The sequence below is a fragment of the Streptomyces sp. NPDC053542 genome (genome assembly GCF_044544685.1).
Classification (GTDB): domain Bacteria; phylum Actinomycetota; class Actinomycetes; order Streptomycetales; family Streptomycetaceae; genus Streptomyces.
On the sequence record NZ_JBITXL010000001.1, the window covers coordinates 66,209 to 88,022 of the forward strand.

Consider the following 21,814-nt stretch of genomic DNA (forward strand, 5'->3'; position numbering starts at 1 on the left):
TCGGTACATCAACAACCGCGAGACGAGGAGGCAGGGAATGGGCGCAACGGGCCCGGACATCGCGATCGTGGGGGCCGGCATCGGCGGGCTCACCCTGGCACTCGCCCTGCGGGCACGCGGCATCGACGCGGAAATCCTTGAGCAGGCGCCGGAGTTGCGGGAGGTGGGCGCGGCGGTGGCGCTGTCGGCGAACGCCACCCGGCTGCTCGCCGGGCTCGGCCTGGACGCGGCGCTGACGGCCGCCGGCGCCGAGCCGACCGAGCTGGTGTACCGGCACTGGAAGGACGGCCGCCGCATCGCCGCGCATCCGGTCGGCGACTCATACCGCGCCCGGTTCGGCGGCCCCTACCTGGGCGTGCACCGCGCGGCCTTCCAGCGCATCCTCGGCGACGCCTGGGGCAGCGAGCGGCTGCACCTGGGCACGGCGGTCGGCGGGGTGCACGAGGACGCGGCGGCGGAGGGCGGCGGGATACGTCTGGACCTCGCGGACGGCCGGAGCGTCCGGGCCGGTCTCGTCGTCGGCGCGGACGGCGTGCACTCCACCGTGCGGCGCCACGTCACGGCCGAGGACGTCACCGCGTACTCCGGCACGAGCGGCTTCCGCGGATTGGTACCGGCCGAGGCGATGCCCTCGCTGCCGGACCCGTCGGCCATCCAGTTCTGGATGGGACCGGGCGCGCATGTGCTGCATTACCCCATCGACAGCGCCGGTACGGTCAACTTCCTCGCGGTGGTGGAGGGCCCGGAGCGGTGGACCGAGGACACCTGGCGGGCGGAGGCCGCACCCGGGGAGCTCCTCGCGGCGTTCGACGGCTGGCACCCGGCGATCACCGAGATGCTGGCGGGAGCGCCGCAGAGCGCGCGGTGGGGCCTCTTCGGGCAGGCGCCGCTGCGGCGGTGGAGCCGCGGCCGGGCGGTGCTGATCGGGGACGCGGCGCACGCGATGCTGCCGCACCACGGGCAGGGCGCCAACCAGACCATCGAGGACGCCGTGACGCTGGCGGACTGCCTGGCCGACGCGCGGGCGGCCGGCGGATCCGACGCGTACGACGTGGCCCTGCGCCGGTACGAAGGGCTCCGGCGGGTGCGCACCCGTCAGGTGCAGCGCAGCTCCTGGGTCACCTCGGACCTGCTGCACCTCCCCGACGGGCCGGCGGCCGAGCGGCGGGACCGGAAGCTCGCCACGGTCCCGGCGGACTTCGGCTGGATCCACGCCCATGACGTGCGGCGGGAGCCGGTGGCGGGCTCGCGCGCTTCCTGACGGTGCGTCACGGCTCAGTAAGCAGAGCGGCGGTGTCACCCCTCCCTCGGGGCAACACCGCCACCTGACGGCACGACAGCTCAGCCGTCGCCCGGACCGGTCAGACCAGGCCCGCGTGGACGAGCCCCATCCAGTAGGCGGCGGCCCGCGCGTCGCCCATGGTCACGACCCCGTCGTGCCCGCCGACGCTGGTCATGCTGCTCGCCGAGCCGCTCATCCCCCCGCCGGCGCCGTGGCCGTGGTCGTGCGCGGAAGCGATGCCGCTCATCGGGACCAGGGCGGCCGAGGCCAGGGCGAGAGACGCTGCGGTACGAGCGAAGATCTTGCGCATGTCATACCTCTTCAGGTAGGTGGGTTGATCGCCCCCATGCTTCTCCGCCCCACCGGCTCCCGAAGCGCGGCGCTCGGGCAATTGACCCTGATGGCCGACCGCGGTCCATCCAGTCACCGAGTCGTCGGATTGTCACTCCGCGGGGCGTGTTGTTCGCTCCGTGAGGCGTGTTGCGCACTCCGCGGGGCCTGTTGTGCCGCGCCGCGGGCCACCGCGCGGAACTGCTGCGGCGTGCGGCCGTCGCGCTTGCGGAAGAACTTGGAGAAGTCGCCCGGTTCGCGGAAGCCGAGCCGCCGGGAGACCTCGGCCGCCGGGGCGTCGGTGTGCACCAGGAGGCGCTTGGCCTCCAGGAGGATGCGGGCGTCGAGGTACTGCTTGGCGGTCAGCCCGGTGGCGGCCAGCGTGGCGCGGGTGAGCGTACGGACGTTGTAACCGAGCGCGGTGGCGTAGTCGGCGACGCGGTGCGTGTCGGCGAAGTCGCGCTCGACGGCGGCGTGGTAGTGCGCGAAGGCGCCGCCGGGCCGGTGCGCGGCGGGGGCCTCGGGGCGCGCGTGGGCGAGCCGCAGCAGCAGTACGGCCAGCAGCAGGCGCAGCGCCTCGATGTGCGGCTGGAGGGGGATGGAGGCCAGGTCGGCGTACTCGTGGGTGAGGTGGCGCAGGGCGAGCTGGGTGGCGCGGGCGTGCGGCCCGTCCGGCAGCAGCGGGGCCTGCTCGTAGGGCGCCTCGGCGTCGGCGAAGCCGGGCTGCCAGATCACGATGGTGCCGCGCGCGGCCGCCAGGTCCTCGGGGACGTACTGGTGCACCTGGCCGGGCTGGATCCACAGCCAGCTGCCGGCGGGCAGGACGTGCTCGGAGAAGTCCACGGTGTGCCGCAGTGTGCCGGAACGCACGTGGATGAGGTGGTGGAAGCCGGGTCGCTGCGGGGTCCCGAGATCGATGCCGCGGCGGTGTCCGCGGGCCCGCAGCTCGGCGAAGTCCAGGACGTCCATGCCAATGGGCGCCCCGAGAGACGGCCGGTAGGCGACGTCCGTGATCGAGAGCTGTCCGTTTTTTCCCATGGTGAGTCCGTAGCGTACCGCTGTCGTCCCCGTACCCGCTCCTACGGTCGCACAAGAGGCAGCGAAGAGCCGGAAGCTGCTGGAGAGCGAGGTGCGACGTGCGGCTGATCGTGGGAATGACCGGGGCGACCGGGGCCGTCTTCGGGATCCGGGTGCTGGAGCACCTGGCCGAGCTGCCGGAGGTGGAGACCCATCTCGTCCTGAGCCGCTGGGCCCGGTCCACGATCGAGCTGGAGACCGGCCGGAGCGCGCGCGAGGTCGCCGCGCTGGCCGATGTCGTGCACAGCCCCGAGGACCAGGGCGCGGCCATCTCGTCCGGATCGTTCCGGACGGACGGCATGATCATCGTGCCCTGCTCGATGAAGACGCTGGCCGGGATCCGGGCCGGTTACGCCGACGGCCTGGTCGGCCGCGCCGCCGACGTCGTACTGAAGGAGCGCCGCAAGCTGGTGGTCGTCCCGCGGGAGACGCCGCTCAGCGAGATCCATCTGGAGAACATGCTGGCGCTGGCGCGGATGGGCGTGCGGATCGTGCCGCCGATGCCCGCCTTCTACAACCACCCCGCCTCGGTCGACGACATCGTCGACCACATCACCGCCCGCATCGTCGACCAGTTCGACCTGCCGGCGCCCGCCGCCAAGCGGTGGGAGGGCATGCGGGCGGCCCGTGACCACAACAAGACCCGTGACCACGGCAAGCCCCGTGACAACCGCGAGAACAGCATGGACAGCAAGGAGCAGACATGGCCTACGACGACCTCCGCAGCTTTCTGACCACCCTGGAGGGCGAGGGCCAGCTGCTGCGCATCACCGACGAGGTGCTGCCCGAGCCGGACCTGGCCGCGGCCGCCAACGCGGCGGGCCGGATCGGCGAGGGCGCCCCCGCCCTGTACTTCGACCACGTCAAGGGCTTCACCGACGCCCGGATCGCGCTGAACGTGCACGGTTCCTGGCGCAACCACGCCCTCGCGCTCGGTCTGCCCGCGGCCACCTCGGTCAAGGACCAGGTCGAGGAGTTCGCGCGGCGCTGGGACGACTTCCCCGTCGCGCCCGAGCGGCGCGAGGACGCGCCCTGGCGCGAGAACACGCAGGAGGGCGCGGACGTCGACCTCTTCGAGGTCCTCCCGCTCTTCCGCCTCAACGACGGGGACGGCGGCTTCTACCTCGACAAGGCCGCGGTCGTCTCGCGCGACCCCGACGACCCGGACCACTTCGGCAAGCAGAACGTCGGCACGTACCGCCTGGAGGTCATCGGCCGTAACCGGCTCGCCATCCAGCCGGTCCCGGTGCACGACGTGGCGCTGCACCTGAAGGCGGCCGAGAGCCGCGACGAGGACCTGCCCATCGCGATCACGCTCGGCAACGAGCCGGTCATCTCGATCGTGGCCGGCATGCCGATGGGGTACGACCGTTCCGAGTACGAGATGGCCGGCGCGCTGCGCGGCGCGCCCGCGCCGATCGCCACCGCGCCGCTCACCGGCTTCGACGTGCCCTGGGGCTCGGAGGTCGTCATCGAGGGCGTGATCGAGGGCCGCAAGCGGCAGATCGAGGGGCCGTTCGGCGAGTTCACCGGCCATTACTCGGGCGGCCGCCGGATGCCGGTGGTCCGCATCGACCGCATCTCGTACCGCACGAACCCGGTCTTCGAGTCGCTGTACCTGGGCATGCCGTGGACCGAGGTGGACTACCTCGTCGGGCCCAACACCTGTGTCCCGCTGCTGAAGCAGCTGCGCGCGGAGTTCCCCGAGGTGCAGGCCGTCAACGCGATGTACACGCACGGCCTGGCCGTGATCATCTCGACGGCGAAGCGGTACGGCGGCTTCGCCAAGGCGGTCGGGATGCGCGCGATGACGACGCGTCACGGACTCGGGTACGTCGCCCAGGTGATCCTCGTCGACGAGGACGTGGACCCGTTCAACCTGCCGCAGGTGATGTGGGCGATGTCCTCGAAGGTCAACCCGGCGGACGACGTGGTGATCATCCCGAACCTCTCGGTCGTGGAATTGGCGCCGTCCGCCTCCCCCGCCGGCATCACCAGCAAGATGATCATCGACGCCACCACCCCGGTCTCGCCCGACAACCGCGGCAACTTCAGTACGCCGGTCCGCGACCTGCCCGAGACCAAGGAGTGGATCGGCCGGCTGAACGCGCTGATCGCCGCCCGCTGACCCCTACGACCTTTACGACCTTTCCGGAGCCCCTCATGATCTGCCCCCGCTGCGCGCACGACGCGCTCGACACCCTCGCCCACTCCCCCGTCCCCGGCGTCTGGGACGTGCTCCAGTGCGCCCGCTGCCTCTACACCTGGCGCACCACGGAGCCCGACCGCCGGACCCGGCGCGAGGCGTACCCCGCGCAGTTCCGCCTCACCCAGGAGGACATGGACAACGCCATCGAGGTCCCGGCGGTGCCGCCGCTGCACGCCGGCTGACGGCTGCTCTCAGCCGCCGTACGGGTCTCAGTCGTTGTAGAGCTCGAGGTCGCCGTCCCGGCCGGTTTCGATGGAGGCCGAGTACGACCACGCGCCGCAGCTGTGCGTTCCGTGCGGTCCGGCGCCCTCGCAGGCGTGGTACGTCTTGGTGACGACGATCCTGCTCTTCAGGAAGTCGTCGCCGTCATCGTGCGCGGACGCCGTACCACCGGCGGTCAGGACGAGTGCCGTCACGGGGAGTGCGACCGCGGCCAGGCGCAGAGCGGAGCGCTTCATCGATACCTCCATCGGTTGCCACAGGAGGAGGCGGCGTTTCGGCGCCACCTCATTGGTCGATGAGTAGCCAAGTCGTTGAATCGACACACGTACCGCCACTCGAACGGCAGGCCAGGCGGGATCGTGAGAGTGAAGGAGTGAGGACGGAGATGGAGACGACTGGAGCCGGCAGCCCGGGTACGGCGGTGGTGACCGGGGCCTCGTCCGGGATCGGCACGCGGTATGCCGAGCGGCTCGCCGAGGCCGGCTGGGACCTGGTGCTCGTGGCGCGGCGGGCGCGGCGGCTGGACGAGCTCGCCGGCCGGCTGCGGGAGACGGCCGGCGTCGCCGTCGAGACGCTCGTCGCCGACCTGGCCGTACCGGAGGACCTGACGCGGACGGCCGAGCGGGTCGCGGCCGAGGACGTGGCGCTGCTGGTCAACAACGCGGGCATCAACGGCTACGGGTACTTCACCGAGGTCGACCCGGTGCTGCTGACGCGGGTGCTGAACGTCAACGTCACGGCGCTGACGGTGCTGGCCCGGGCCGCCGTCCCCGGGATGCTGAAGCGCGGCCGGGGCGCGGTGGTCAACGTCGCCTCCCGCCTCGCGTTCGCCGGCTCACTGCCGCCCGACCCGCTCCCCCGGCGCGCCGTCTACGGCGGCACGAAGGGGTACGTCGTCACCTTCACCCGCACCCTCGCGGCCGAGCTGGCGGACACCCCGCTGCGCATCCAGGTGCTCTGCCCGGGACTCACCGCCACCGAGTTCCATCTGACGACGGGTGAGGAATCGGTCGCGGGTACGGAGCAGCGGGTTCACGCGGAGGGGGGAATGCCGGTGGACGAGGTGGTGACGGCCTCGCTGGCGGCGCTGGAGCGGGGCGAGGTGGTGTGCGTACCGGGCCTGGCGGACCCCGGGGAGGCGCTGGACCGGCTGGTCGCGGCCGAGTCGGGGCTGCGGGGCATGCCGGGCGCAGATCGGCGCTGAACCGAGGTGTACTTCGCGCTCCACAATGGCAGGTTTGCCCTGTCCCTGTTCATCCGTACGAAGGAGCCGGCCGATGCTGTTCGGCAAGGAGCATGTGAAGCGGTACGTCGAGACCGATGGCGCGGAGGGGCACGACTGGCAGGGCACCACGACGCTCATCCTCACCACCACCGGCCGCAAGAGCGGCGAGCAGCGCAGCACGCCGCTGATCTACCAGCCCTTCGGTGACGATCTGCTGGTCGTCGCTTCCAATGGCGGCTCGGACACGCCGCCTCTGTGGTACCTGAACCTGCAAGCGAATCCCGAGGTAAAGGTGCAGGTGAAGGGTGACAGGTTCACCGCGCGCGCCCGTACGGCGACGGCGGAGGAGAAGCCGGCGATGTGGCGGACGATGGCGGCGACCTGGCCGCAGTACGACGAGTACCAGAAGAAGACCGACCGGGACATCCCGGTCGTGGTGCTGGAACGCACTGCCTGACGGGGGCCGGTGACGCGGGGTTTGCCCCGGTGGGTCGCCGGATACCTGTGCGGCGAACATTCCGGGTGATTCCGGGCGGCCGTGAGTCTGAGGAGGCATGTCGTGACAGCACAGGTCAGCACCGAGTTGTGGGACGCGTTCCACTCCGTCGTCAATATGACGTCGCGTGAGCTGCGGGAGTGGCTGAGCGTCCAGGGCGCCGGTCAGGAGTCGGAGGTGGTCCCCGACCAGGCCGGCGCGCCGTTCGGGCGGCACGTACTGGAGATCCTCGGCAAGCGCCGTACCGACCTCACGGAGAGCGACGCGCAGGTCATGCGGCGGGTGTGCGAGATCGTGGAGTCCCAGCGGGCCGAGCACCGCGACCCGCAGGCGGGCGGCGCCGACTGGCGCCACGGCCTGATGAACATCGGCCACGACCCGCTCAAGCCCGCCTGACAGCCGCGGAGTCGGGCCGTGCCGCGGTCCGGCTCCGCGGCTCGCCCTATCGGAGCCGGTCCAGGACTGTGCGGGTCGCCCGGCGCAGTGCGGTCACTATCGGCCGCTCGCGGTCGCGGGTCCGCCAGGCGAGCGCCGTATGGCACGGCGGCAGGTCGGTGACTTCGACGTACGCGACACCGTGCCGATGGTAGAGCCAACGGGCCGGCTCCGGCGGGAACTGCATTCCCTCGCCGAGGGCGATGGCCGTGAGCGCGGGCTCGAACTCGGCGATCTGGTGGGCGGTGTAGCGCGCCGGGCTGCCGTCGGGGCGGGGGTCGACCGCCCAGAAGTCCCGCCAGACCTTGGGGATCTCCGGCGACCAGCCGATGTTCCGCCGCTCGCCGAGCCGGCTCAGCGTCAGCGGGCCCGCGTCCACGAGCGGGTCGGAGGCGGCCAGGCACACGACGCGGCGCAGGTCGGCGAGGCGCTGGGTCTGGATCCCGGGCGGCACGGGCGGGAAGAGGAACGCCGCGTCCACGCCGCCCGCGAGGACGGTGGCCGCGGAGTCCGCGAAGCCCATCCGGACGATCTCGACCTCGATCCCCGGATGCCGCGCCTTCAGCTCCTCCAGGATCTCCGGGATCGGGTGGACGGAGGTGATGGCCTCGAAGGAGCCGATGACCACCCGGCCCGAGAGCGTACGGACGCGCTCACCGGCGGCCCGCCGCAGCCGGTCGGCGGCCTGCACCATCGCCCGGATCTCGGGGAGCAGTTCGTGCCCCGAAGGGGTCAGTCCCGCCGTGCGCGTCGTGCGGTCGACCAGCGTCAGCCCGAGCCGCCGCTCCAGCGAACGGATCTGCTGCGAGAAGGCGGGCTGGGTCATGAACACCCGCTTCGCCGCCCGGCCGAAGTGCATCTCCTCGGCCAGCAGCAGGAACAGCCTCAGTTGGTGCGTACTCGGATCCGTCGGTGCGCTGCTCTCCCGGCCGGTCGGTCCTGCGTCCCCCGCCATGGGCGCATCGTAACAACGCGCACCCTGTCCGTTACCGCGGAAAGCACACCTCCCGCGACCGTCGGGCACAAACCCCTCACACCTCTTTACCGGCGGCACACGGGCGGCCCACCGGAAAAATCCGGGAGACCGGCCGCGGCCGCGCTGTTAGCGTCCGCGCCCATGACCGACATCCTCAAGACATGCCTCTTCAAAGACTTCACCGAAGTGCAGCGCATCGACACCGATCCCGGGGTGGCGGCGCATCCGCTGATCGCGCTGGAGGAGGGGAGGCACAGCTGGTACAGCGGCTACCACCACCAGGAGTCGTTCGCCGCGCGGCTGCGCTACGCCTTCGACGACCGTACGGAGTACCGCGACAGCGGCATCCCCCTCGACCGGCTGCGGATCGGGAACTTCTGCCAGTTCGCCTCGGGCACGGCCTTCCTCCTGGGCGGCAATCACGGGCACGACACCCACGCGGACGCGGTGACCCCGTACGGATTCAACTTCTTCGCGCACGAGCACGACGCCTGGGCGCCGGCCGGCGACACCGTCATCGGGCACGAGGTGTGGATCGGATACGAGGCTGTCGTGCTGCCGGGTGTGCGCATCGGGACCGGCGCGATCATCGGGGCGCGCGCCACCGTCGCCAAGGACGTCGCCCCGTACTCCGTCGTGGTGGGTGACAACAGGACCGTCCGGCACCGCTTCGACCCGCTGCGCCGCAAGCTGCTCTGGCGGATCGGCTGGTGGAACTGGAGCGACGAGCGGATCGCGGAAGCACTCCCCCTCCTCCAGGGGCGCGATGTGGCGCAGCTGGCCCGGTATGCCGGAATTGACCCGGAAGACGTCGCGGCGGACGTCGACCCGTGCACGCTGACCGGCGCCAGGGCCGTTCCGCACCCCGCCTGACCTGCACGTTTGTGCAGGTGTCGAAAGGGTCGGCGGGCAGGGTGTGACATCTGTACATGGTGACGGGAGCAAATTCTTCTTAGCGTCTCCGTTACGCAAGATCGAACCTCGGGCGCCGGGCCCGCCGGGCTCCGTCCGCAACGCCGCCGGCTACGCCTCCCCCACGCGGCGCACCCCTCATCGCGGCCCGCCGCACCACGCGGCTTGCCGTGCCCTGCTGCCCGCGCAGGGATGGAATCCCACCGATTGCCGAGGACCGTATGAGCACGCAACCGACGACCGACGTGGCGCCTCCCCCACCGTCCGCCCCCGGCGACGGCCCGTCGGACGGCCTGCAGGCCGGTCTCAAGAACCGCCATCTGTCCATGATCGCCATCGGCGGGGTGATCGGCGCCGGTCTCTTCGTCGGCTCCGGCTCCGGCATCGCCGCCGCCGGACCCGCCATCCTCCTGTCCTACGCCCTGGTCGGCGCGCTGGTCGTCTTCGTGATGCGGATGCTGGGCGAGATGGCCGCCGCCTATCCCAGCTCCGGGTCGTTCTCCGCGTACGCGGACCGGGCGCTCGGCCGCTGGGCCGGCTTCTCGATCGGCTGGCTGTACTGGTTCTTCTGGGTCGTGGTGCTGGCCGTCGAGGCGACGGCGGGCGCGAAGATCCTGGAAAGCTGGGTGCCGGCCGTGCCCCAGTGGGGCTGGGCGCTGATCGTGATGGTGGTGCTCACCGCGACGAACCTGGCGTCGGTCGCCTCGTACGGTGAATTCGAGTTCTGGTTCGCCGGGATCAAGGTCGTCGCGATCGCCGCCTTCGTCGCGATCGGTCTGCTGGCCGTCTTCGGCGTACTGCCCGGCGCGCACAGCGAGACCGCGGGGATCGCGAACCTCACCGAACACGGCGGGTTCATGCCGCACGGCCCGGGGTCGATCCTGACGGGCGTGCTCATGGTGGTCTTCTCCTTCATGGGCAGCGAGATCGTCACGCTCGCCGCCGGCGAGTCGGAGAACCCGCAGCGCGCCGTCACCAAGGCCACCAACAGCGTCATCTGGCGTATCGGTGTCTTCTACCTCGGCTCGATCTTCGTCGTGGTCAGCCTGCTGCCGTGGAACGACAAGTCGATCACCCAGGACGGCAGCTACGTCGCGGCCCTGAACTCGATCGGCATCCCGCACGCCGGCCAGGTCATGAACGTCATCGTGCTGACCGCGGTGCTCTCCTGTCTGAACTCCGGGCTCTACACCGCCTCCCGCATGGCCTTCTCGCTCGGCCAGCGCGGCGACGCGCCCAAGGCGTTCGCGCGGACCAGCGCCCGCGGCGTGCCGCGCGCCGCGATCCTCTCCTCCGTCCTCTTCGGCTTCGTCGCGGTGTTCTTCAACTACGAGTGGCCGGACACCGTCTTCGCCTTCCTGCTCAACTCCTCCGGCGCCGTCGCGCTGTTCGTGTGGCTGGTCATCTGTTTCGCGCAGCTGCGGATGCGCGGGATGATCCTGCGCGACGACCCGTCGAAGCTGGTCGTGAAGATGTGGCTGTTCCCGTATCTGACCTGGGCGACGATCGGCATGATCTCGTTCGTGCTGGTCTACATGCTGACCGACCCCGACGGGCGGCAGCAGGTCACGCTGTCGATGCTGGCCGCCGCGCTCGTGGTGGGGATCGCGCTGGTACGGGACCGGATCCGCGGTTCGCGGACGGCGTAGCCCCGAACAGTCACGTCACCAGTATTGCTGGTGACGCCATGGGCCCATCCGTACCAGGATGGGCCCATGTCCGTATCCCACGCTTCCACCGGGCAGGCCGGCTCCACCGCCGAGCCGCTGCCCCGCCAGGTCGCCGACGCCTACGTCGACGCCCTGATCGCCCTCGACCCGATCACCGGCACGTACCTCGGCGTACCGGAGAGCTCCGGCAAGCTGCCCGACTTCTCCCCCACGGGGCAGGAGGAGCTGGCCCAGCTGGCCCGCACGACGCTCGACCGGCTCGCCGCCGCCGAGGCGCGGCCGGGCGGCGACAGTGACGTCGAGCGGCGCTGCGCCCGGCTGCTGCGCGAGCGGCTGACCGCCGAACTCGCCGTCCACGAGGCGGGCGAGGGGCTGCGCGCCGTCAGCAACCTCAGCTCGCCGCTGCACTCCGTACGCAACATCTTCACCCTCACGCCGACCGCGACGGACGAGGACTGGGCGGCCGTCGTGCAGCGGCTGCGTGCCGTGCCCGCGGCGCTGGAGGGGTACCGCGCCGCCCTCGGCGAGGGCCTGAAGCGCGGGCTGCCGGCGGGGCCGCGGCAGGTGCGGACGGTCCTCGGGCAGCTGGCCGAGTGGATCGGTACGGACCGCAGCTGGTTCGCCGACTTCGCCGCGACCGGCCCCGAGAGCCTGCGCGCCGACCTGGACGCCGCGGCCGGCTTCGCCACCGGCGCGCTCACCGAGCTGCGCGACTGGCTGCGCGACACCTACGCGCCGGCCGTCGAGGGCGCCCCCGACGTGGTGGGCCGCGAGCGGTACGCCCGCCTCGCCCGCTACTACAACGGCAGCGACCTGGACCTGGACGAGGCTTACACGTACGGCTGGTCCGAATTCCACCGGCTGCTCGCCGAGATGGAGAAGGAGGCCGCGAAGGTCCTCCCGGGCGCGAAGACCCCGTGGGAGGCGCTGGCCTGGCTGGACGAGCACGGCGAGATGGTCGAGGGCGTCGAGGAGACCCGCGCGTGGCTCCAGTCGCTGATGGACGAGGCCATCGAGAAGCTGGACGGCACGCACTTCGAACTGGCCGAGCGGGTCAAGCGGGTGGAGTCGCGGATCGCGCCCCCGGGCAGCGCGGCCGCGCCGTACTACACCGGCCCCTCGATGGACTTCACGCGCCCGGGCCGCACCTGGCTGCCGACCATGGGCCAGACCCGCTTCCAGGTCTACGACCTGGTCTCGACCTGGTACCACGAGGGCGTGCCCGGCCACCACCTCCAGCTCGCGCAGTGGGCGCACGTCAGCGACCAGCTCTCCCGCTACCAGACGACGGTCGGCATGGTCAGCGCCAACGCCGAGGGCTGGGCGCTGTACGCCGAGCGGCTGATGGACGAGCTGGGCTTCCTCAGGAACGCCGAGCAGCGCCTCGGCTATCTGGACGCCCAGATGATGCGCGCGATCCGCGTGATCATCGACATCGGCATGCACCTGGAGCTGGAGATCCCGGCGGACTCGCCGTTCCACCCGGGCGAGCGCTGGACGCCTGAGCTGGCGCAGGAGTTCATGGACGCGCACTGCGGCCGCCCGTCCGACTTCGTGGAGAGCGAGATCATCCGGTACCAGGGCATGCCGGGCCAGGCGATCGGCTACAAGCTGGGCGAACGCGCCTGGCTGAACGGCCGCGAGGCCGCCCGCCGCCGGCACGGCGCCGCCTTCGACCCGAAGAAGTGGCACATGGCGGCGCTCTCCCAGGGCTCGCTGGGCCTGGACGACCTGGAGAGCGAACTGTCGGCGCTGTAGCCGGCGGGGCGTCGGTCGGCGCGGGTCGCCGGGAAATCCGTGGCGGACGGGGAGGGTGGTCCGTAAGGTCGCTCCCCATGACCAACCTCTTCCTGTCCCCCGGCCCCGGCGACCCGCACCAACCGGACAGCCGGGGCCCCGGCTCCGCGTCGGACGGCCCGCTCGCGCTCACCGCGGGGCGCGTGACGCTGCGGGCGCTGCCGCCTGGCGAGTGCGCGCGGCTCGCGGACGGCGGGACGGCCGGGCTGACGTGGGTGGACGGCGAGCCGCCCGAGGGCACGGTGGAGGGCGCCGGGATCATGGTGCAGCTCGCGGCGGCCGGGCTGTACCGGCCCGGCTGGGGCACGTACGCCATCACCCGCACCGAGGACGGCGTCGCCCTGGGCGGCATCGGCTTCCACGGCCCGCCGGACGAGGCGGGGACGGTCGAGCTGGGCTACGACCTGTCCCCCTCGGCACGCGGCGCCGGCTGGGCGACGGACGCGGTACGGCTGCTCGCCTCCTGGGCGGCCGCCCGCCCCGAGGTACGCATGCTGCGGGCCGCCACGGAGCCGGCGAACCTGCCCTCGCAGCGCGTGCTGGCCCGCTCCGGCTTCGTGCGCGCGGGCGAGGAGACGGGGATGTACGTGTTCGAGTACACGGGGAGCGGGAGCGGTGCCAGCGGCGGCGCGGACGGGGCCCTCAGCGGTGGCGCGGACGGTCCCCTCAGTGCTGGAACCCGCCCTCCGAGTTGATGACCTCGCCGGTGATCCAGCCCGCCTCGTCCGTCGCCAGCCAGGCGATGAGCCGGGCCGGGTCGTCGGGCGCGCCCCACGCGCCGCCGGGGAAGCGCCGGGCGACCCACTCGCGGAGCTCGCCGACGGCGTAACCGGTGTCGACCGGGCCGGGGTTGACGGTGTTCACCGTGACGCCGAGCGGCGCGAGAGTGGTGGCGAGCGTCCGCGTGGCCGACGCCAGCGCACCCTTGGCCAGGCCGTACGCGACCTCGCCCGGCATCCCGCCGCCCTGGTCCTGACCGGACGTCATCATCACGATGCGGCCGCCGGGCTGTCCGGGTGTGCGGTGGCGGGCGTACGCCTGCGCCAGCAGGATCACCGACCGGGTGTCGATCGCCCAGTGCGCGTCCAGCATGGCCGCGTCGATGGTGTCGAGCGTGCCGTCGGCGCCGCTGAGCGCGTGGTTGGCGACGAGGACGTCCACCCGGCCGCCGAGCGCGTCGGCGGCGGTACGGAGGAGACGTGCCGGCGCTTCGGGGTCCGCGAGGTCGCCCGGCCCGTGCGCCACCACCGCACCGGCCACGGCCACCTCCCGCACGCCCGCCGCGACCGCCTCGGGCCCGCCCGGGTCGGCGCCCCACGGCTGCCGCGCGTCGTGCGGGACGTGGTGATGCAGATACACACTCGCGCCGTACGCGGCCAGCCGGCGGGCGACGGCATAGCCGATGCCGCCGCGCCGGCTCGCACCGGTGACCAACGCGGTACGGCCGCGCAGCGGGTACGGCGCGCGACGCAGCGCGTCGGCGGACGGGGAGGGTTCGGTGGCTTCCGGTTCCGTGTTCCGGTCGTGGTTCCGGTCGTGCGTCATGGCCATGGTCGACCACCCTGGCCGCCGAGACGCCCCTTGTCATCCCGTTTTCGCCATGTCGAAGCGGAGTCGACGGCCCTGGACGGCAGTAGCCTGCGGCGGCTCAACAGCCGCAGGAAACCGCCGGTCCCGCGTCGGCCGCCGCCGGGACCGGCGCCGTGAGCGGATCCGCCGGGCGGCGTTCGGTGCCGCGCACGGTGTCCACGGCGTAGCCCTCACGGATCCAGTACTCGATGCCGCCGAGCATCTCCTTCACGCGGTAGCCGAGCCGTGCCAGGGCCAGCGCCGCCCGCGTGGCACCGTCGCAGCCGGGGCCCCAGCAGTGGACGACGACGGGGACGGCCGGGTCGAGGAGGGCGGCGGCGCGTTCCGGGATGCGGGCGGTGGGGAGGTGAACGGCGCCGGGGATGCGGCCCTGGTCCCAGGATGCCCGGCTGCGGGAGTCGACGAGCACGAAGCCGGGGTCGCCGCCGGCCAGGGCGGCATGCACGTCGGCGACGTCCGTATGGAAGGCGAGGCGGGCCGCGAAGTAGGCGGCGGCCTCGGCGGGCGCGGCCGGGGGCACGGCCATCGGGGAGTTGCCGGAGCGGGAGCCGGTGTCCTGAAGTGTCGTCATGATCGGAAATCTACGGCCCGCCGGTCCGGGCCGGAACAGGCTTTCCCCGGGAAAACCCTTGATCTGCCGGGGATTCCACTGCTAGACAGCGATCATGACGACTTCTTCCCGGTACTCCCCCGACGCCACCGACTGGCGCATACTCGACGCTCTGCAGCGGGACGGGCGCGCGGGTTACGCCGTCCTGGCGCGGACGGTGAACATGTCGGCCAGTGCCGTCACCGAGCGGGTGCGGCGGCTGGAGGAGGCCGGGGTGATCCGCGGGTACGCGGCCGTGGTGGACCCCGAGCGGGTCGGGCTGCCGGTGCTGGCCTTCGTACGGCTGCGGTATCCGAACGGCAACTACAAGCCGTTCCACGATCTGCTGGACACCACGCCCGAGATCCTGGAGGCGCACCACGTCACGGGTGACGACTGCTTCGTCATCAAGGTCGCGGCGCGTTCCATGCGGCATCTGGAGGAGGTGGCGGGGCGGATCGGTGCCCTGGGGGCCGTCACGACCAATGTCGTGTACTCCTCCCCGCTCGCCGGCCGCCCCGTCAGCCCGTGACGCCTGTCAGCCCACGCCGTCCGGTGTACGGAGGCGGACCGACGACCCCGCGCGGTTCTTGACGACCTCCAGCTGGGCCGGGATGCGTTGGCGGAGGTCGGCCACGTGGCTGACGATGCCGACGCTGCGGTCCCGTTCGCGCAGCGAGTCCAGGACGTCGAGGACCTCGTCGAGGGTCTGCTCGTCGAGGCTGCCGAAGCCCTCGTCGATGAAGAGGGTGTCCAGGCGGGTGCCGCCGGCCTCGTCGGTGACGACGTCGGCGAGGCCGAGGGCCAGGGAGAGCGAGGCGAAGAAGGTCTCGCCGCCGGAGAGCCCTGCCGTGTCGCGTTCCTGGCCGGTCCAGGCGTCGATGACGTGCAGGCCGAGGCCGGAGCGGCGGGCGCCGCCGGCCCGTTCGTCGGAGTGCACGAGCGTGTAGCGGCCACCCGACATACGCGTGAGGCGGGCACTGGCGGCGGCCGCCACCTGTTCGAGGCGCGCGGCCAGTACGTACGACTCCAGGCGCATCTTGCGTTCGTTGTCGGCCGAGGTGCCCGCGGTGAGGGAGGCGAGGCGGGCCACCCGGTCGTACTCCTCGCGGAGCGGCGCGAGTTCGCGGGCGTCGTGCTCGGCGCGGGCGGAGAGTCGGTCCAGTTCGGCACAGCGGTCGCGCGCTGTGGCGTGGGCGGTGGCGGCCTCGCGGAGCCGATGGGCCGTCACCTCGGCCTGGGCGCGGGCCTGTTCGGTGTCGGCGGGCGGCAGCGCTGCGGCGTCGGCAACACCCGGATCGGCGAGTTCCGCGGCGACCGCGGCCTCCTCGGCCTGCCAGGCGTCCAACTGCCCCTGGACGCGGCGCCATTCGTCGTCGCCCAGCAAGGCGGCCGCGGCCTCCCGCGGGGTGTCGAAGCCCGCCTTGTACGCGGCGTCGGCGAGGGCCGCGTCGGCTTCCTTCAGGCGCTCGGCGGCGGTCTCGGCGTCCCGTACGGCGGTCACCGCCTCGGCGAGCAGCGCGGTCTGCCGTTCCAGGCGGTGGGCGCGCTCGGCGACGCTCGCGCTGTCGCCGCGGGCCCGGCGCAACCCTTCGGCCAGCGCGTTCTCCTCGCGGTCCAGGGCCTCGCGGCGGGAGTCGCGGGCCGCGGCGCGCTGCTGGGCGGCCTGCTGTTCCGCGCGGCGCTGCTCGTACTCGCGCTCGGCGTGGGCGAGGGCCTCGCGGGCGGCGTGCAGCCCGGCGCCGGTGGCGTGCGCGGCGTGGTGTTCCGCGCGCAGCTCCTCCAGTTCCTGGGCGAGCGCGGCGACGGGCGCGTTGCCGGCGCCCGCGGTGGCGGCGGCCAGCTCCTCCTTCACGGACTGCCCGGCCCGCTCGGCCTCTTCACGGGCGGAGACGGCACGCTCGTACGCGGCGAACGCGGCCTCCTCCCGGTCGCGGTCCACGTGATCGGCTTCCGTACGGGCGGGCGCCGGGTGTTCGGTCGCGCCGCACACGGCGCACGGTGCACCGGCTTCCAGGTTCTTGGCCAGTTCGGCGGCGATGCCGTGCAGCCGCGCCTCCCTGAGCTTCAGCCACTCCTCGTGGGCCTCGGTCGCGGCTTCCCTGGCGCGCAGCAACTCCAGCTCGGCATCGGCGAGTTGGGCATTGGCACGGTCGCGGCGGCGGGCGGCCGCCAGCCGGGTCTCGGCCGGTTCGAGGCGGGCGGCGAGCTGTTCGGCGCGGGCCGCCGCCTCCTGGGCGGTGTCGATGCGGTGCTGGTGCGCGGTGCGGGTGGCCTCCCAGCCGGCCAGCCAGTCGGCGGCGTCCAGGAGGGTCTGTTCGTCGGCGCGGGCCTCGCGGTCCAGCGCGGCGCGTTCGGTGGCGATGTCCGCGGCGCGGCGCTCGTCACGGCGGGCCGCGTCGAGCGAGCCGAGCTCGCCCCTCAACCGGTGCTCCAGCGCGGCCAGTTGGTCGCTGCCCGCGTCCACGAGGTCGGGGCGCAGCCGCTCGCGGGCGCGGCGCTCGGCGGCCTGCGCCGCCTCGTGATCGCGCCAGGCGGCGTCACGCAGGGCGAGACCGGGGGCGACGCGCTGGGCCTTGCGGGCGCGGTCCAGCCGCTGCCGGGCCCGCTCGCGGTCGGCCGTCTGCGCGGCGAGCGCGTCGGCGCGTCGGCGGGCCTCGGCGTGCCGCTGCTGGAGCCGGGCACGTTCGAGGGTCTCCTCCAAAGTGCGGGCCGCCTCGGCAGCGGCGGTCTCGGCCGTGCCGGCCGCCGCCTCGGCGATCTCCAGCCGCTCGCGCGCGCCCGCCCGGGCGACGGCTGCCCAGGCCAGGACGGTGGCGGCGAAGCCCGGTTCGCCGGGTGCGGGAGCGGCATCCGTCCGTACGGCCGGCTTCTTCGCCCGCGTACGAGAGCCGCGGACCGTACCACCGGAGGCGGAGCCACGCCCCGTACCACTGGCGGGCTCCTCCGCCGGCCCCGGCGCCGGCACCGACGCATCGCGCAGGTCCGGGGGCTCCCCCGCCGCCTGTGCCATCCGGTGGGCGAGCGCGAGCAGCCGGTCGTCGGCGGCGGTGACCCGGTCGGCCGCCGCCTTCCGCAGCACGGCGAGCCGTTCCTCCAGGGCGGCGAACCGGCGGGTGTCGAAGAGCCGGCCGAGCAGCTTGGCGCGGGCCTCGGCGTCGGCCCGCAGGAACTTCGCGAACTCGCCCTGCGGCAACAGCACGACCTGGCAGAACTGCTCCTTGCTCATGCCGAGCAACTGCTGGATCTCCTCGCCGATCTCCTGGTGGGACCGGCTGAGCGCCTGCCACTCCCCCGTCGCCGGGTCGTACTCGCGCAGCGCGCTGTACGCCTTCTCCATCGTCGTGCCCGTGCCGCGCTTCTTCAGGCGGGGCTGCTCGGGCCGCCGGGTGATCTCCAGCCGGCGATCGGCGACGGTCAGGTCGAGGACGACCTCGGTGGACGTGCCGGGGGCCGCGAGGGCGCTGCGCAGGGACTGGCCGCCGGGGCGGGCGCCGGGCACGGAGCCGTACAGCGCGAAGCAGACCGCGTCCAGGACGGAGGTCTTGCCGGCGCCGGTCGGGCCGTGCAGCAGGAAGAGCCCGGCGCCGGAGAGCCGGTCGAAGTCGACGGTCTGGGCGGCGCCGAACGGCCCGAAGGCGGTGAGGGTCAACCGGTGCAGCTTCACGCCGACTCCTTCGCCGCCTGGTCGGTCCGCACCTCGTCGAACGCGGCGCCGAGCAGGGCGCGTTCCGCCGCGTCGGCGGCCCGGCCGGGACGTACGTGGGCCACGAAGTCCTCGGCGATCTCCTGGTCGCTGCGGCCGCGCAGCCGCTGCGCGTAGGAGACGTCGGGCTCGCCGTCGCGTGCTTCGGGCTCGAAGGCGAGCGCGAGGGTGTGCGGGAAGCGCTCGGTGAGCCGGGCCATCGGTTCGTGCGGGCGCGCGGGGTCGGTGAGGGTGGCCTCGATCCAGGACTCCTCGTGCCGGGCGAGCTCCGGGTCGGCGAGCAGATCGTCCAGGCGGCCGCGGAGGCGGGCGAGCGGGCGGGGCACGGGGCACGGCAGCCGCTCGGCCTCCACGGCGCCGTCCGCACCCAGGTCGATCAGCCACATCGACTTGCGGTGCTGCGCCTCGGAGAAGGAGTACGCGAGCGGGGAGCCGGAGTACCGCACCCGCTCGGTGATCGTCTGGCAGCCGTGCAGATGGCCGAGGGCCGCGTAATCCACGCCGTCGAAGACCTCGGCCGGCACGGAGGCGACGCCGCCGATGGTGATGTCGCGCTCGCTGTCGCTGGGCGCGCCGCCGGTCACGAAGGCGTGCGCGAGGACGACGGAGCGGGTGCCGGCGGGGCGGCCGGCGAGATCGGTCCGTACCCGGTCCATGGCCGCGCCCAGTACCTGGGTGTGGCGGGCCTTCTCGGCGCCGAGGGTGTCGCGGACCAGGGCCGGCTCCAGGTACGGCAGGCCGTAGAAGGCCACGTCACCGTGGTCGTCGGTGAGCACGACGGGCGTGCCGCAGCCGGCCGGGTCGGTGCGCAGGTGGATGCCGGCCTTCGCCATGAGGCGGGCGCCGACGCCGAGCCGGCGGGCCGAGTCGTGGTTGCCGGAGATCATGACGGTGGGCACGCCGAGGTCGGCGAGGCGGTGCAGCGCGTCGTCGAACAGCTCGACGGCGGCGAGCGGCGGGACGGCCCGGTCGTACACGTCACCCGCGACGAGCACGGCGTCGGCCTCGTGCGTCCGGACGGTCTCGATGAGGTGGTCGAGGAAGGCGCGCTGGTGGCCGAGCATGTTCACGCGGTGGAACGAGCGTCCGAGGTGCCAGTCGGAGGTGTGCAAGATTCTCAAAGATCCGCTCCGGCCTGCACGTCGTCCCCTTCACGAGCCCCTGGGCCACCCCGCCCCTCACCGGCCTCATTCTTGCATCAGCGGAGCGCGCGGGGGGACGGGGGCAGCAGGTTCGTACAGGGTCGGTCGGCGGGGCTCAGCGCTGCGGGAAGACCTTGCCGGGGTTGAGGATGCCCTGCGGGTCCAGTGCGGTCTTGATCGCGTGGTGCATGTCCAGGACGGGCGCGGACAGCTCCTGGGCCAGGCCGTCGCGCTTGAGGAGGCCGACGCCGTGTTCGCCGGTGACCGTGCCGCCGAGGGCGATCGCGTCCGCGATGATCTCGTGGAAGGCGGCCTGGGCGCGCTCCCGCGCCGCGGTGTCGCCGGGCGGAGTGATCAGCAGCGGGTGGAGGTTGCCGTCGCCGGCGTGCGCGATGTTGGCGATGAGGGTGTCGTGGCGGGCGGCGGCACGCTCGATGCGGGCGAGCATTTCGGGTACGGCGGCCTTGGGGACGCAGACGTCCTCGGTGAGGACCGGGCCGAGGCGTTCCAGCGCCGGGTAGGCGAGCCGCCGGGCGGCGAAGAGCGCGTCGGCCTCCTCCTGGTCGGTGGACTGCGCGGCCCAGGCGGCGCCCGCCTCCTCGAAGCAGGCCAGCATGCGGGCTGCCTCCTGCTCCCCGGCCGGGCCCGGCGCGTCCGTACGGCCGAGCAGGACCACGTCCGCGTCCACGGACAGGCCCATGTTCTTCCACTTGTCGACGGCGGCCAGGCAGTGCCGGTCGATCAGCTCCAGCGCCGAGGGGGTGAGCCCGGCGGCGCCGACCGCGGCGACGGCGCGGCCCGCGTCCACGACGGAGGAGAAGTACCCGGCGACCGTGCGCTCGGGTTCGCGCTGGGGCCGCAGCCGTACGGTGATCTCGGTGATCACGCCGAGCGTGCCTTCGGAGCCGACGAGCAGCCCGGCGAGGTCGTACCCGGCGACGCCCTTGGCGGTCCGCCGCCCCAGCCGGACCAGCTCGCCGGTGCCGGTCACGGCCTCCAGCCCGAGCACGTAGTCCCGGGTGACGCCGTACTTGACGCAGCACAGGCCGCCCGCGTTGGTCGCGACGTTGCCGCCGATGGTGGACCAGGGGGCGCTGGCCGGGTCCGGCGGGTACCACAGGCCGTGCTCGGCGCAGGCAGCGCGCAGGTCGTCGTTGACGACGCCGGGGCCGACGACCGCGAGGCGCTCCACGGGGTCGATCTCGTGGATCGTGTTCATGTGCTCCGTGGACAGCACCACGCATCCCTCGACGGCGTTGGCGCCGCCGGAGAGGCCGGTGCCGGCGCCGCGCGTGACGAGGGGGACGCCGTGCCGCAGGCAGGCGCGGACCACGGCGCGTACTTCCTCCGCCGTGCGCGGCCGGACGACGACGCGGGGCGTCCCGTGCGGCGCCCACTCGGCCTCGTCGTGCACGAACCCGGCGGCGACCTCCGGGTCCTCGACCAGCCGGCCGTCCGGCAGTTCCTGCCGCAGCTCATCGATCAGCACGCCGGACCGCCCGCCTTCCCTCGCACACGTCTGCCATGTCGGCACGGTATCCGCAGGCCGAGGGGCGGTGATCAGCGCCCCTCGCGCGGCTTCTCCTTGCCCGCGCGCCACTCCGGTGCGAGGACCGACCAGACCTCCATGTCGTGCCGCTTTCCCCGGTAGGGATAGCTCTCGCGCAGGACACCGTCCTTGGTCATGCCGAGCCTCCGGGCCACGGCGATGCTGGGCGCGTTCGCCGAGGAGACGTGCCACTCCACGCGGTGGATGCCGCGCTCCTTGACGGCCCAGTCGATGATCACGCGCACGGCCCGGGTGACCAGCCCCCTGCCCGCCGCCGACGGCTCCAGCCAGCAGCCCGCCTCGGCGGTGCCGCTCGCGAGGTCCATCGTCCGGAAGAGGACCCCGCCGACCAGCTTGCCGTCCGTCCAGATGCCGTAGATGCGCCCGGTGTCGGCCGCGGCCTTCTCCGCGTACGAGCGGAGGTACGCGCGGCTCGACTCCAGGTCCGTGACGGCGTCCGGCAGGCCGACGTACTGCCCGATGAACTCCCGCCCCCGCTCGATGTGGGCGAGGAACTCCCCGGCCTGCCACGGCTCGAGCGGGCGCAGTTCGGCGCCGTCGTCCCCCAGTGACCTCGCGTACATCGTCACTCTCCCCGTTTTTCTGC

Annotated in this window: 22 protein-coding genes; 12 read left to right on the forward strand and 10 right to left on the reverse strand. The window is 73.0% G+C overall.

Annotation, left to right across the window (positions count from 1 at the left end; all coding sequences use genetic code 11):
- Positions 1-37 precede the first annotated feature (37 nt).
- Positions 38-1,261 (forward strand): FAD-dependent monooxygenase, encoded by a 1,224-nt coding sequence (locus ACIGXO_RS00295; protein WP_399778465.1) that lies wholly within the window; start codon positions 38-40, stop codon positions 1,259-1,261.
- Between the two features lie 100 nt (positions 1,262-1,361).
- Here ACIGXO_RS00295 and ACIGXO_RS00300 read toward each other — a convergent pair whose 3' ends face one another.
- Together ACIGXO_RS00300 and ACIGXO_RS00305 are read right to left on the reverse strand one after the other, a co-directional pair.
- Positions 1,362-1,592: a hypothetical protein gene (locus ACIGXO_RS00300; protein ID WP_399778467.1), complete on the reverse strand. Its 231-nt coding sequence runs from the start codon at positions 1,590-1,592 to the stop codon at positions 1,362-1,364.
- Between the two features lie 113 nt (positions 1,593-1,705).
- Positions 1,706-2,650, reverse strand: coding sequence for an AraC family transcriptional regulator (locus ACIGXO_RS00305; RefSeq protein ID WP_399778469.1), 945 nt, complete (start codon positions 2,648-2,650; stop codon positions 1,706-1,708).
- A gap of 98 nt (positions 2,651-2,748) precedes the next feature.
- Here ACIGXO_RS00305 and ACIGXO_RS00310 point away from each other — a divergent pair, with 98 nt between their 5' ends.
- Genes ACIGXO_RS00310 through ACIGXO_RS00320 form a run of 3 tightly spaced genes read left to right on the forward strand, consistent with a single transcriptional unit; the run spans position 2,749 to position 5,080 of the window.
- Positions 2,749-3,423 carry a non-oxidative hydroxyarylic acid decarboxylases subunit B gene (locus ACIGXO_RS00310; protein WP_399778471.1) on the forward strand — a complete coding sequence of 225 codons (675 nt, stop codon included), beginning with the start codon at positions 2,749-2,751 and terminating at the stop codon, positions 3,421-3,423.
- Positions 3,393-4,817 carry a non-oxidative hydroxyarylic acid decarboxylases subunit C gene (locus tag ACIGXO_RS00315; RefSeq protein WP_399778473.1) on the forward strand — a complete coding sequence of 475 codons (1,425 nt, stop codon included), beginning with the start codon at positions 3,393-3,395 and terminating at the stop codon, positions 4,815-4,817. Before ACIGXO_RS00310 ends, ACIGXO_RS00315 begins: the two co-directional genes overlap by 31 nt.
- Positions 4,818-4,852: 35 nt before the next feature.
- Positions 4,853-5,080 carry a non-oxidative hydroxyarylic acid decarboxylases subunit D gene (locus tag ACIGXO_RS00320; protein WP_031058897.1) on the forward strand — a complete coding sequence of 76 codons (228 nt, stop codon included), beginning with the start codon at positions 4,853-4,855 and terminating at the stop codon, positions 5,078-5,080.
- Between the two features lie 27 nt (positions 5,081-5,107).
- Here the strand turns inward: ACIGXO_RS00320 and ACIGXO_RS00325 are convergent, their stop codons facing one another.
- On the reverse strand, positions 5,108-5,356 hold the full coding sequence (locus ACIGXO_RS00325; RefSeq protein ID WP_399778475.1) for a hypothetical protein: 249 nt from the start codon (positions 5,354-5,356) through the stop codon (positions 5,108-5,110).
- A 149-nt stretch (positions 5,357-5,505) separates the two neighbouring features.
- On the opposite strand from ACIGXO_RS00325, the gene ACIGXO_RS00330 reads away from it, so the two are divergent.
- The 3 genes from ACIGXO_RS00330 to ACIGXO_RS00340 all read left to right on the forward strand — a co-directional run bounded on the left by ACIGXO_RS00330 (position 5,506) and on the right by ACIGXO_RS00340 (position 7,237).
- Positions 5,506-6,324, forward strand: coding sequence for an SDR family NAD(P)-dependent oxidoreductase (locus tag ACIGXO_RS00330; protein WP_399778477.1), 819 nt, complete (start codon positions 5,506-5,508; stop codon positions 6,322-6,324).
- Positions 6,325-6,397: 73 nt separating this feature from the next.
- Positions 6,398-6,802, forward strand: a complete 405-nt coding sequence (locus ACIGXO_RS00335) for a nitroreductase family deazaflavin-dependent oxidoreductase (RefSeq protein WP_399778479.1) — start codon at positions 6,398-6,400, stop codon at positions 6,800-6,802.
- Between the two features lie 102 nt (positions 6,803-6,904).
- A complete protein-coding gene (locus ACIGXO_RS00340) occupies positions 6,905-7,237 on the forward strand; it encodes a DUF3140 domain-containing protein (RefSeq protein WP_399778480.1) in 333 nt (110 codons plus the stop codon).
- 46 nt (positions 7,238-7,283) lie between these two features.
- Here ACIGXO_RS00340 and ACIGXO_RS00345 read toward each other — a convergent pair whose 3' ends face one another.
- Positions 7,284-8,231: a LysR family transcriptional regulator gene (locus ACIGXO_RS00345; RefSeq protein WP_399778482.1), complete on the reverse strand. Its 948-nt coding sequence runs from the start codon at positions 8,229-8,231 to the stop codon at positions 7,284-7,286.
- 162 nt (positions 8,232-8,393) lie between these two features.
- Here ACIGXO_RS00345 and ACIGXO_RS00350 point away from each other — a divergent pair, with 162 nt between their 5' ends.
- From ACIGXO_RS00350 to ACIGXO_RS00365, 4 genes are all read left to right on the forward strand, one after another.
- The gene (locus ACIGXO_RS00350; RefSeq protein WP_399778484.1) at positions 8,394-9,125 is read left to right on the forward strand and encodes a CatB-related O-acetyltransferase; all 732 of its coding nucleotides are present in this window, start codon (positions 8,394-8,396) and stop codon (positions 9,123-9,125) included.
- Positions 9,126-9,385: 260 nt separating this feature from the next.
- Positions 9,386-10,813, forward strand: coding sequence for an amino acid permease (locus ACIGXO_RS00355; RefSeq protein WP_399778485.1), 1,428 nt, complete (start codon positions 9,386-9,388; stop codon positions 10,811-10,813).
- A gap of 66 nt (positions 10,814-10,879) precedes the next feature.
- Positions 10,880-12,592: a DUF885 domain-containing protein gene (locus tag ACIGXO_RS00360; RefSeq protein WP_399778487.1), complete on the forward strand. Its 1,713-nt coding sequence runs from the start codon at positions 10,880-10,882 to the stop codon at positions 12,590-12,592.
- 77 nt (positions 12,593-12,669) lie between these two features.
- Positions 12,670-13,326, forward strand: coding sequence for a GNAT family N-acetyltransferase (locus ACIGXO_RS00365; protein ID WP_399778489.1), 657 nt, complete (start codon positions 12,670-12,672; stop codon positions 13,324-13,326).
- Here ACIGXO_RS00365 and ACIGXO_RS00370 read toward each other — a convergent pair.
- Positions 13,298-14,182: an SDR family oxidoreductase gene (locus ACIGXO_RS00370; RefSeq protein WP_399778491.1), complete on the reverse strand. Its 885-nt coding sequence runs from the start codon at positions 14,180-14,182 to the stop codon at positions 13,298-13,300. The two genes, ACIGXO_RS00365 and ACIGXO_RS00370, sit on opposite strands and share 29 nt — an antisense overlap.
- A gap of 97 nt (positions 14,183-14,279) precedes the next feature.
- On the reverse strand, positions 14,280-14,792 hold the full coding sequence (locus ACIGXO_RS00375; RefSeq protein WP_399778493.1) for a rhodanese-like domain-containing protein: 513 nt from the start codon (positions 14,790-14,792) through the stop codon (positions 14,280-14,282).
- 94 nt (positions 14,793-14,886) lie between these two features.
- Between ACIGXO_RS00375 and ACIGXO_RS00380 the strand changes: the two genes are divergently transcribed.
- A complete protein-coding gene (locus ACIGXO_RS00380; RefSeq protein ID WP_399778495.1) occupies positions 14,887-15,342 on the forward strand; it encodes an Lrp/AsnC family transcriptional regulator in 456 nt (151 codons plus the stop codon).
- Positions 15,343-15,348: 6 nt separating this feature from the next.
- Here ACIGXO_RS00380 and ACIGXO_RS00385 read toward each other — a convergent pair whose 3' ends face one another.
- The 4 genes from ACIGXO_RS00385 to ACIGXO_RS00400 form a co-directional block, all read right to left on the reverse strand.
- Positions 15,349-18,477: an AAA family ATPase gene (locus ACIGXO_RS00385; protein ID WP_399778497.1), complete on the reverse strand. Its 3,129-nt coding sequence runs from the start codon at positions 18,475-18,477 to the stop codon at positions 15,349-15,351.
- Complete coding sequence (locus tag ACIGXO_RS00390) at positions 18,474-19,637, reverse strand: exonuclease SbcCD subunit D (protein WP_399778499.1); 1,164 nt, start codon at positions 19,635-19,637, stop codon at positions 18,474-18,476. Before ACIGXO_RS00390 ends, ACIGXO_RS00385 begins: the two co-directional genes overlap by 4 nt.
- Positions 19,638-19,773: 136 nt before the next feature.
- Positions 19,774-21,132, reverse strand: a complete 1,359-nt coding sequence (locus ACIGXO_RS00395; RefSeq protein WP_399779882.1) for an FAD-binding oxidoreductase — start codon at positions 21,130-21,132, stop codon at positions 19,774-19,776.
- Between the two features lie 86 nt (positions 21,133-21,218).
- Entirely contained in the window at positions 21,219-21,791 is a 573-nt protein-coding gene (locus ACIGXO_RS00400) for a GNAT family N-acetyltransferase (RefSeq protein WP_399778501.1), read from the reverse strand.
- Positions 21,792-21,814 lie beyond the last annotated feature (23 nt).

Coding starts and splice junctions, on each gene's coding strand:
- ACIGXO_RS00300 (WP_399778467.1), bottom strand. CDS start 1,592: ATGCGCAAGATCTTCGCTCGTACCGCAGCGTCTCTCGCCCTGGCCTCG.
- ACIGXO_RS00370 (WP_399778491.1), bottom strand. CDS start 14,182: ATGGCCATGACGCACGACCGGAACCACGACCGGAACACGGAACCGGAA.
- ACIGXO_RS00355 (WP_399778485.1), top strand. CDS start 9,386: ATGAGCACGCAACCGACGACCGACGTGGCGCCTCCCCCACCGTCCGCC.
- ACIGXO_RS00350 (WP_399778484.1), top strand. CDS start 8,394: ATGACCGACATCCTCAAGACATGCCTCTTCAAAGACTTCACCGAAGTG.
- ACIGXO_RS00335 (WP_399778479.1), top strand. CDS start 6,398: ATGCTGTTCGGCAAGGAGCATGTGAAGCGGTACGTCGAGACCGATGGC.
- ACIGXO_RS00330 (WP_399778477.1), top strand. CDS start 5,506: ATGGAGACGACTGGAGCCGGCAGCCCGGGTACGGCGGTGGTGACCGGG.
- ACIGXO_RS00315 (WP_399778473.1), top strand. CDS start 3,393: ATGGCCTACGACGACCTCCGCAGCTTTCTGACCACCCTGGAGGGCGAG.
- ACIGXO_RS00325 (WP_399778475.1), bottom strand. CDS start 5,356: ATGAAGCGCTCCGCTCTGCGCCTGGCCGCGGTCGCACTCCCCGTGACG.
- ACIGXO_RS00380 (WP_399778495.1), top strand. CDS start 14,887: ATGACGACTTCTTCCCGGTACTCCCCCGACGCCACCGACTGGCGCATA.
- ACIGXO_RS00305 (WP_399778469.1), bottom strand. CDS start 2,650: ATGGGAAAAAACGGACAGCTCTCGATCACGGACGTCGCCTACCGGCCG.
- ACIGXO_RS00345 (WP_399778482.1), bottom strand. CDS start 8,231: ATGGCGGGGGACGCAGGACCGACCGGCCGGGAGAGCAGCGCACCGACG.
- ACIGXO_RS00320 (WP_031058897.1), top strand. CDS start 4,853: ATGATCTGCCCCCGCTGCGCGCACGACGCGCTCGACACCCTCGCCCAC.
- ACIGXO_RS00295 (WP_399778465.1), top strand. CDS start 38: ATGGGCGCAACGGGCCCGGACATCGCGATCGTGGGGGCCGGCATCGGC.
- ACIGXO_RS00365 (WP_399778489.1), top strand. CDS start 12,670: ATGACCAACCTCTTCCTGTCCCCCGGCCCCGGCGACCCGCACCAACCG.
- ACIGXO_RS00400 (WP_399778501.1), bottom strand. CDS start 21,791: ATGTACGCGAGGTCACTGGGGGACGACGGCGCCGAACTGCGCCCGCTC.
- ACIGXO_RS00375 (WP_399778493.1), bottom strand. CDS start 14,792: ATGACGACACTTCAGGACACCGGCTCCCGCTCCGGCAACTCCCCGATG.
- ACIGXO_RS00360 (WP_399778487.1), top strand. CDS start 10,880: ATGTCCGTATCCCACGCTTCCACCGGGCAGGCCGGCTCCACCGCCGAG.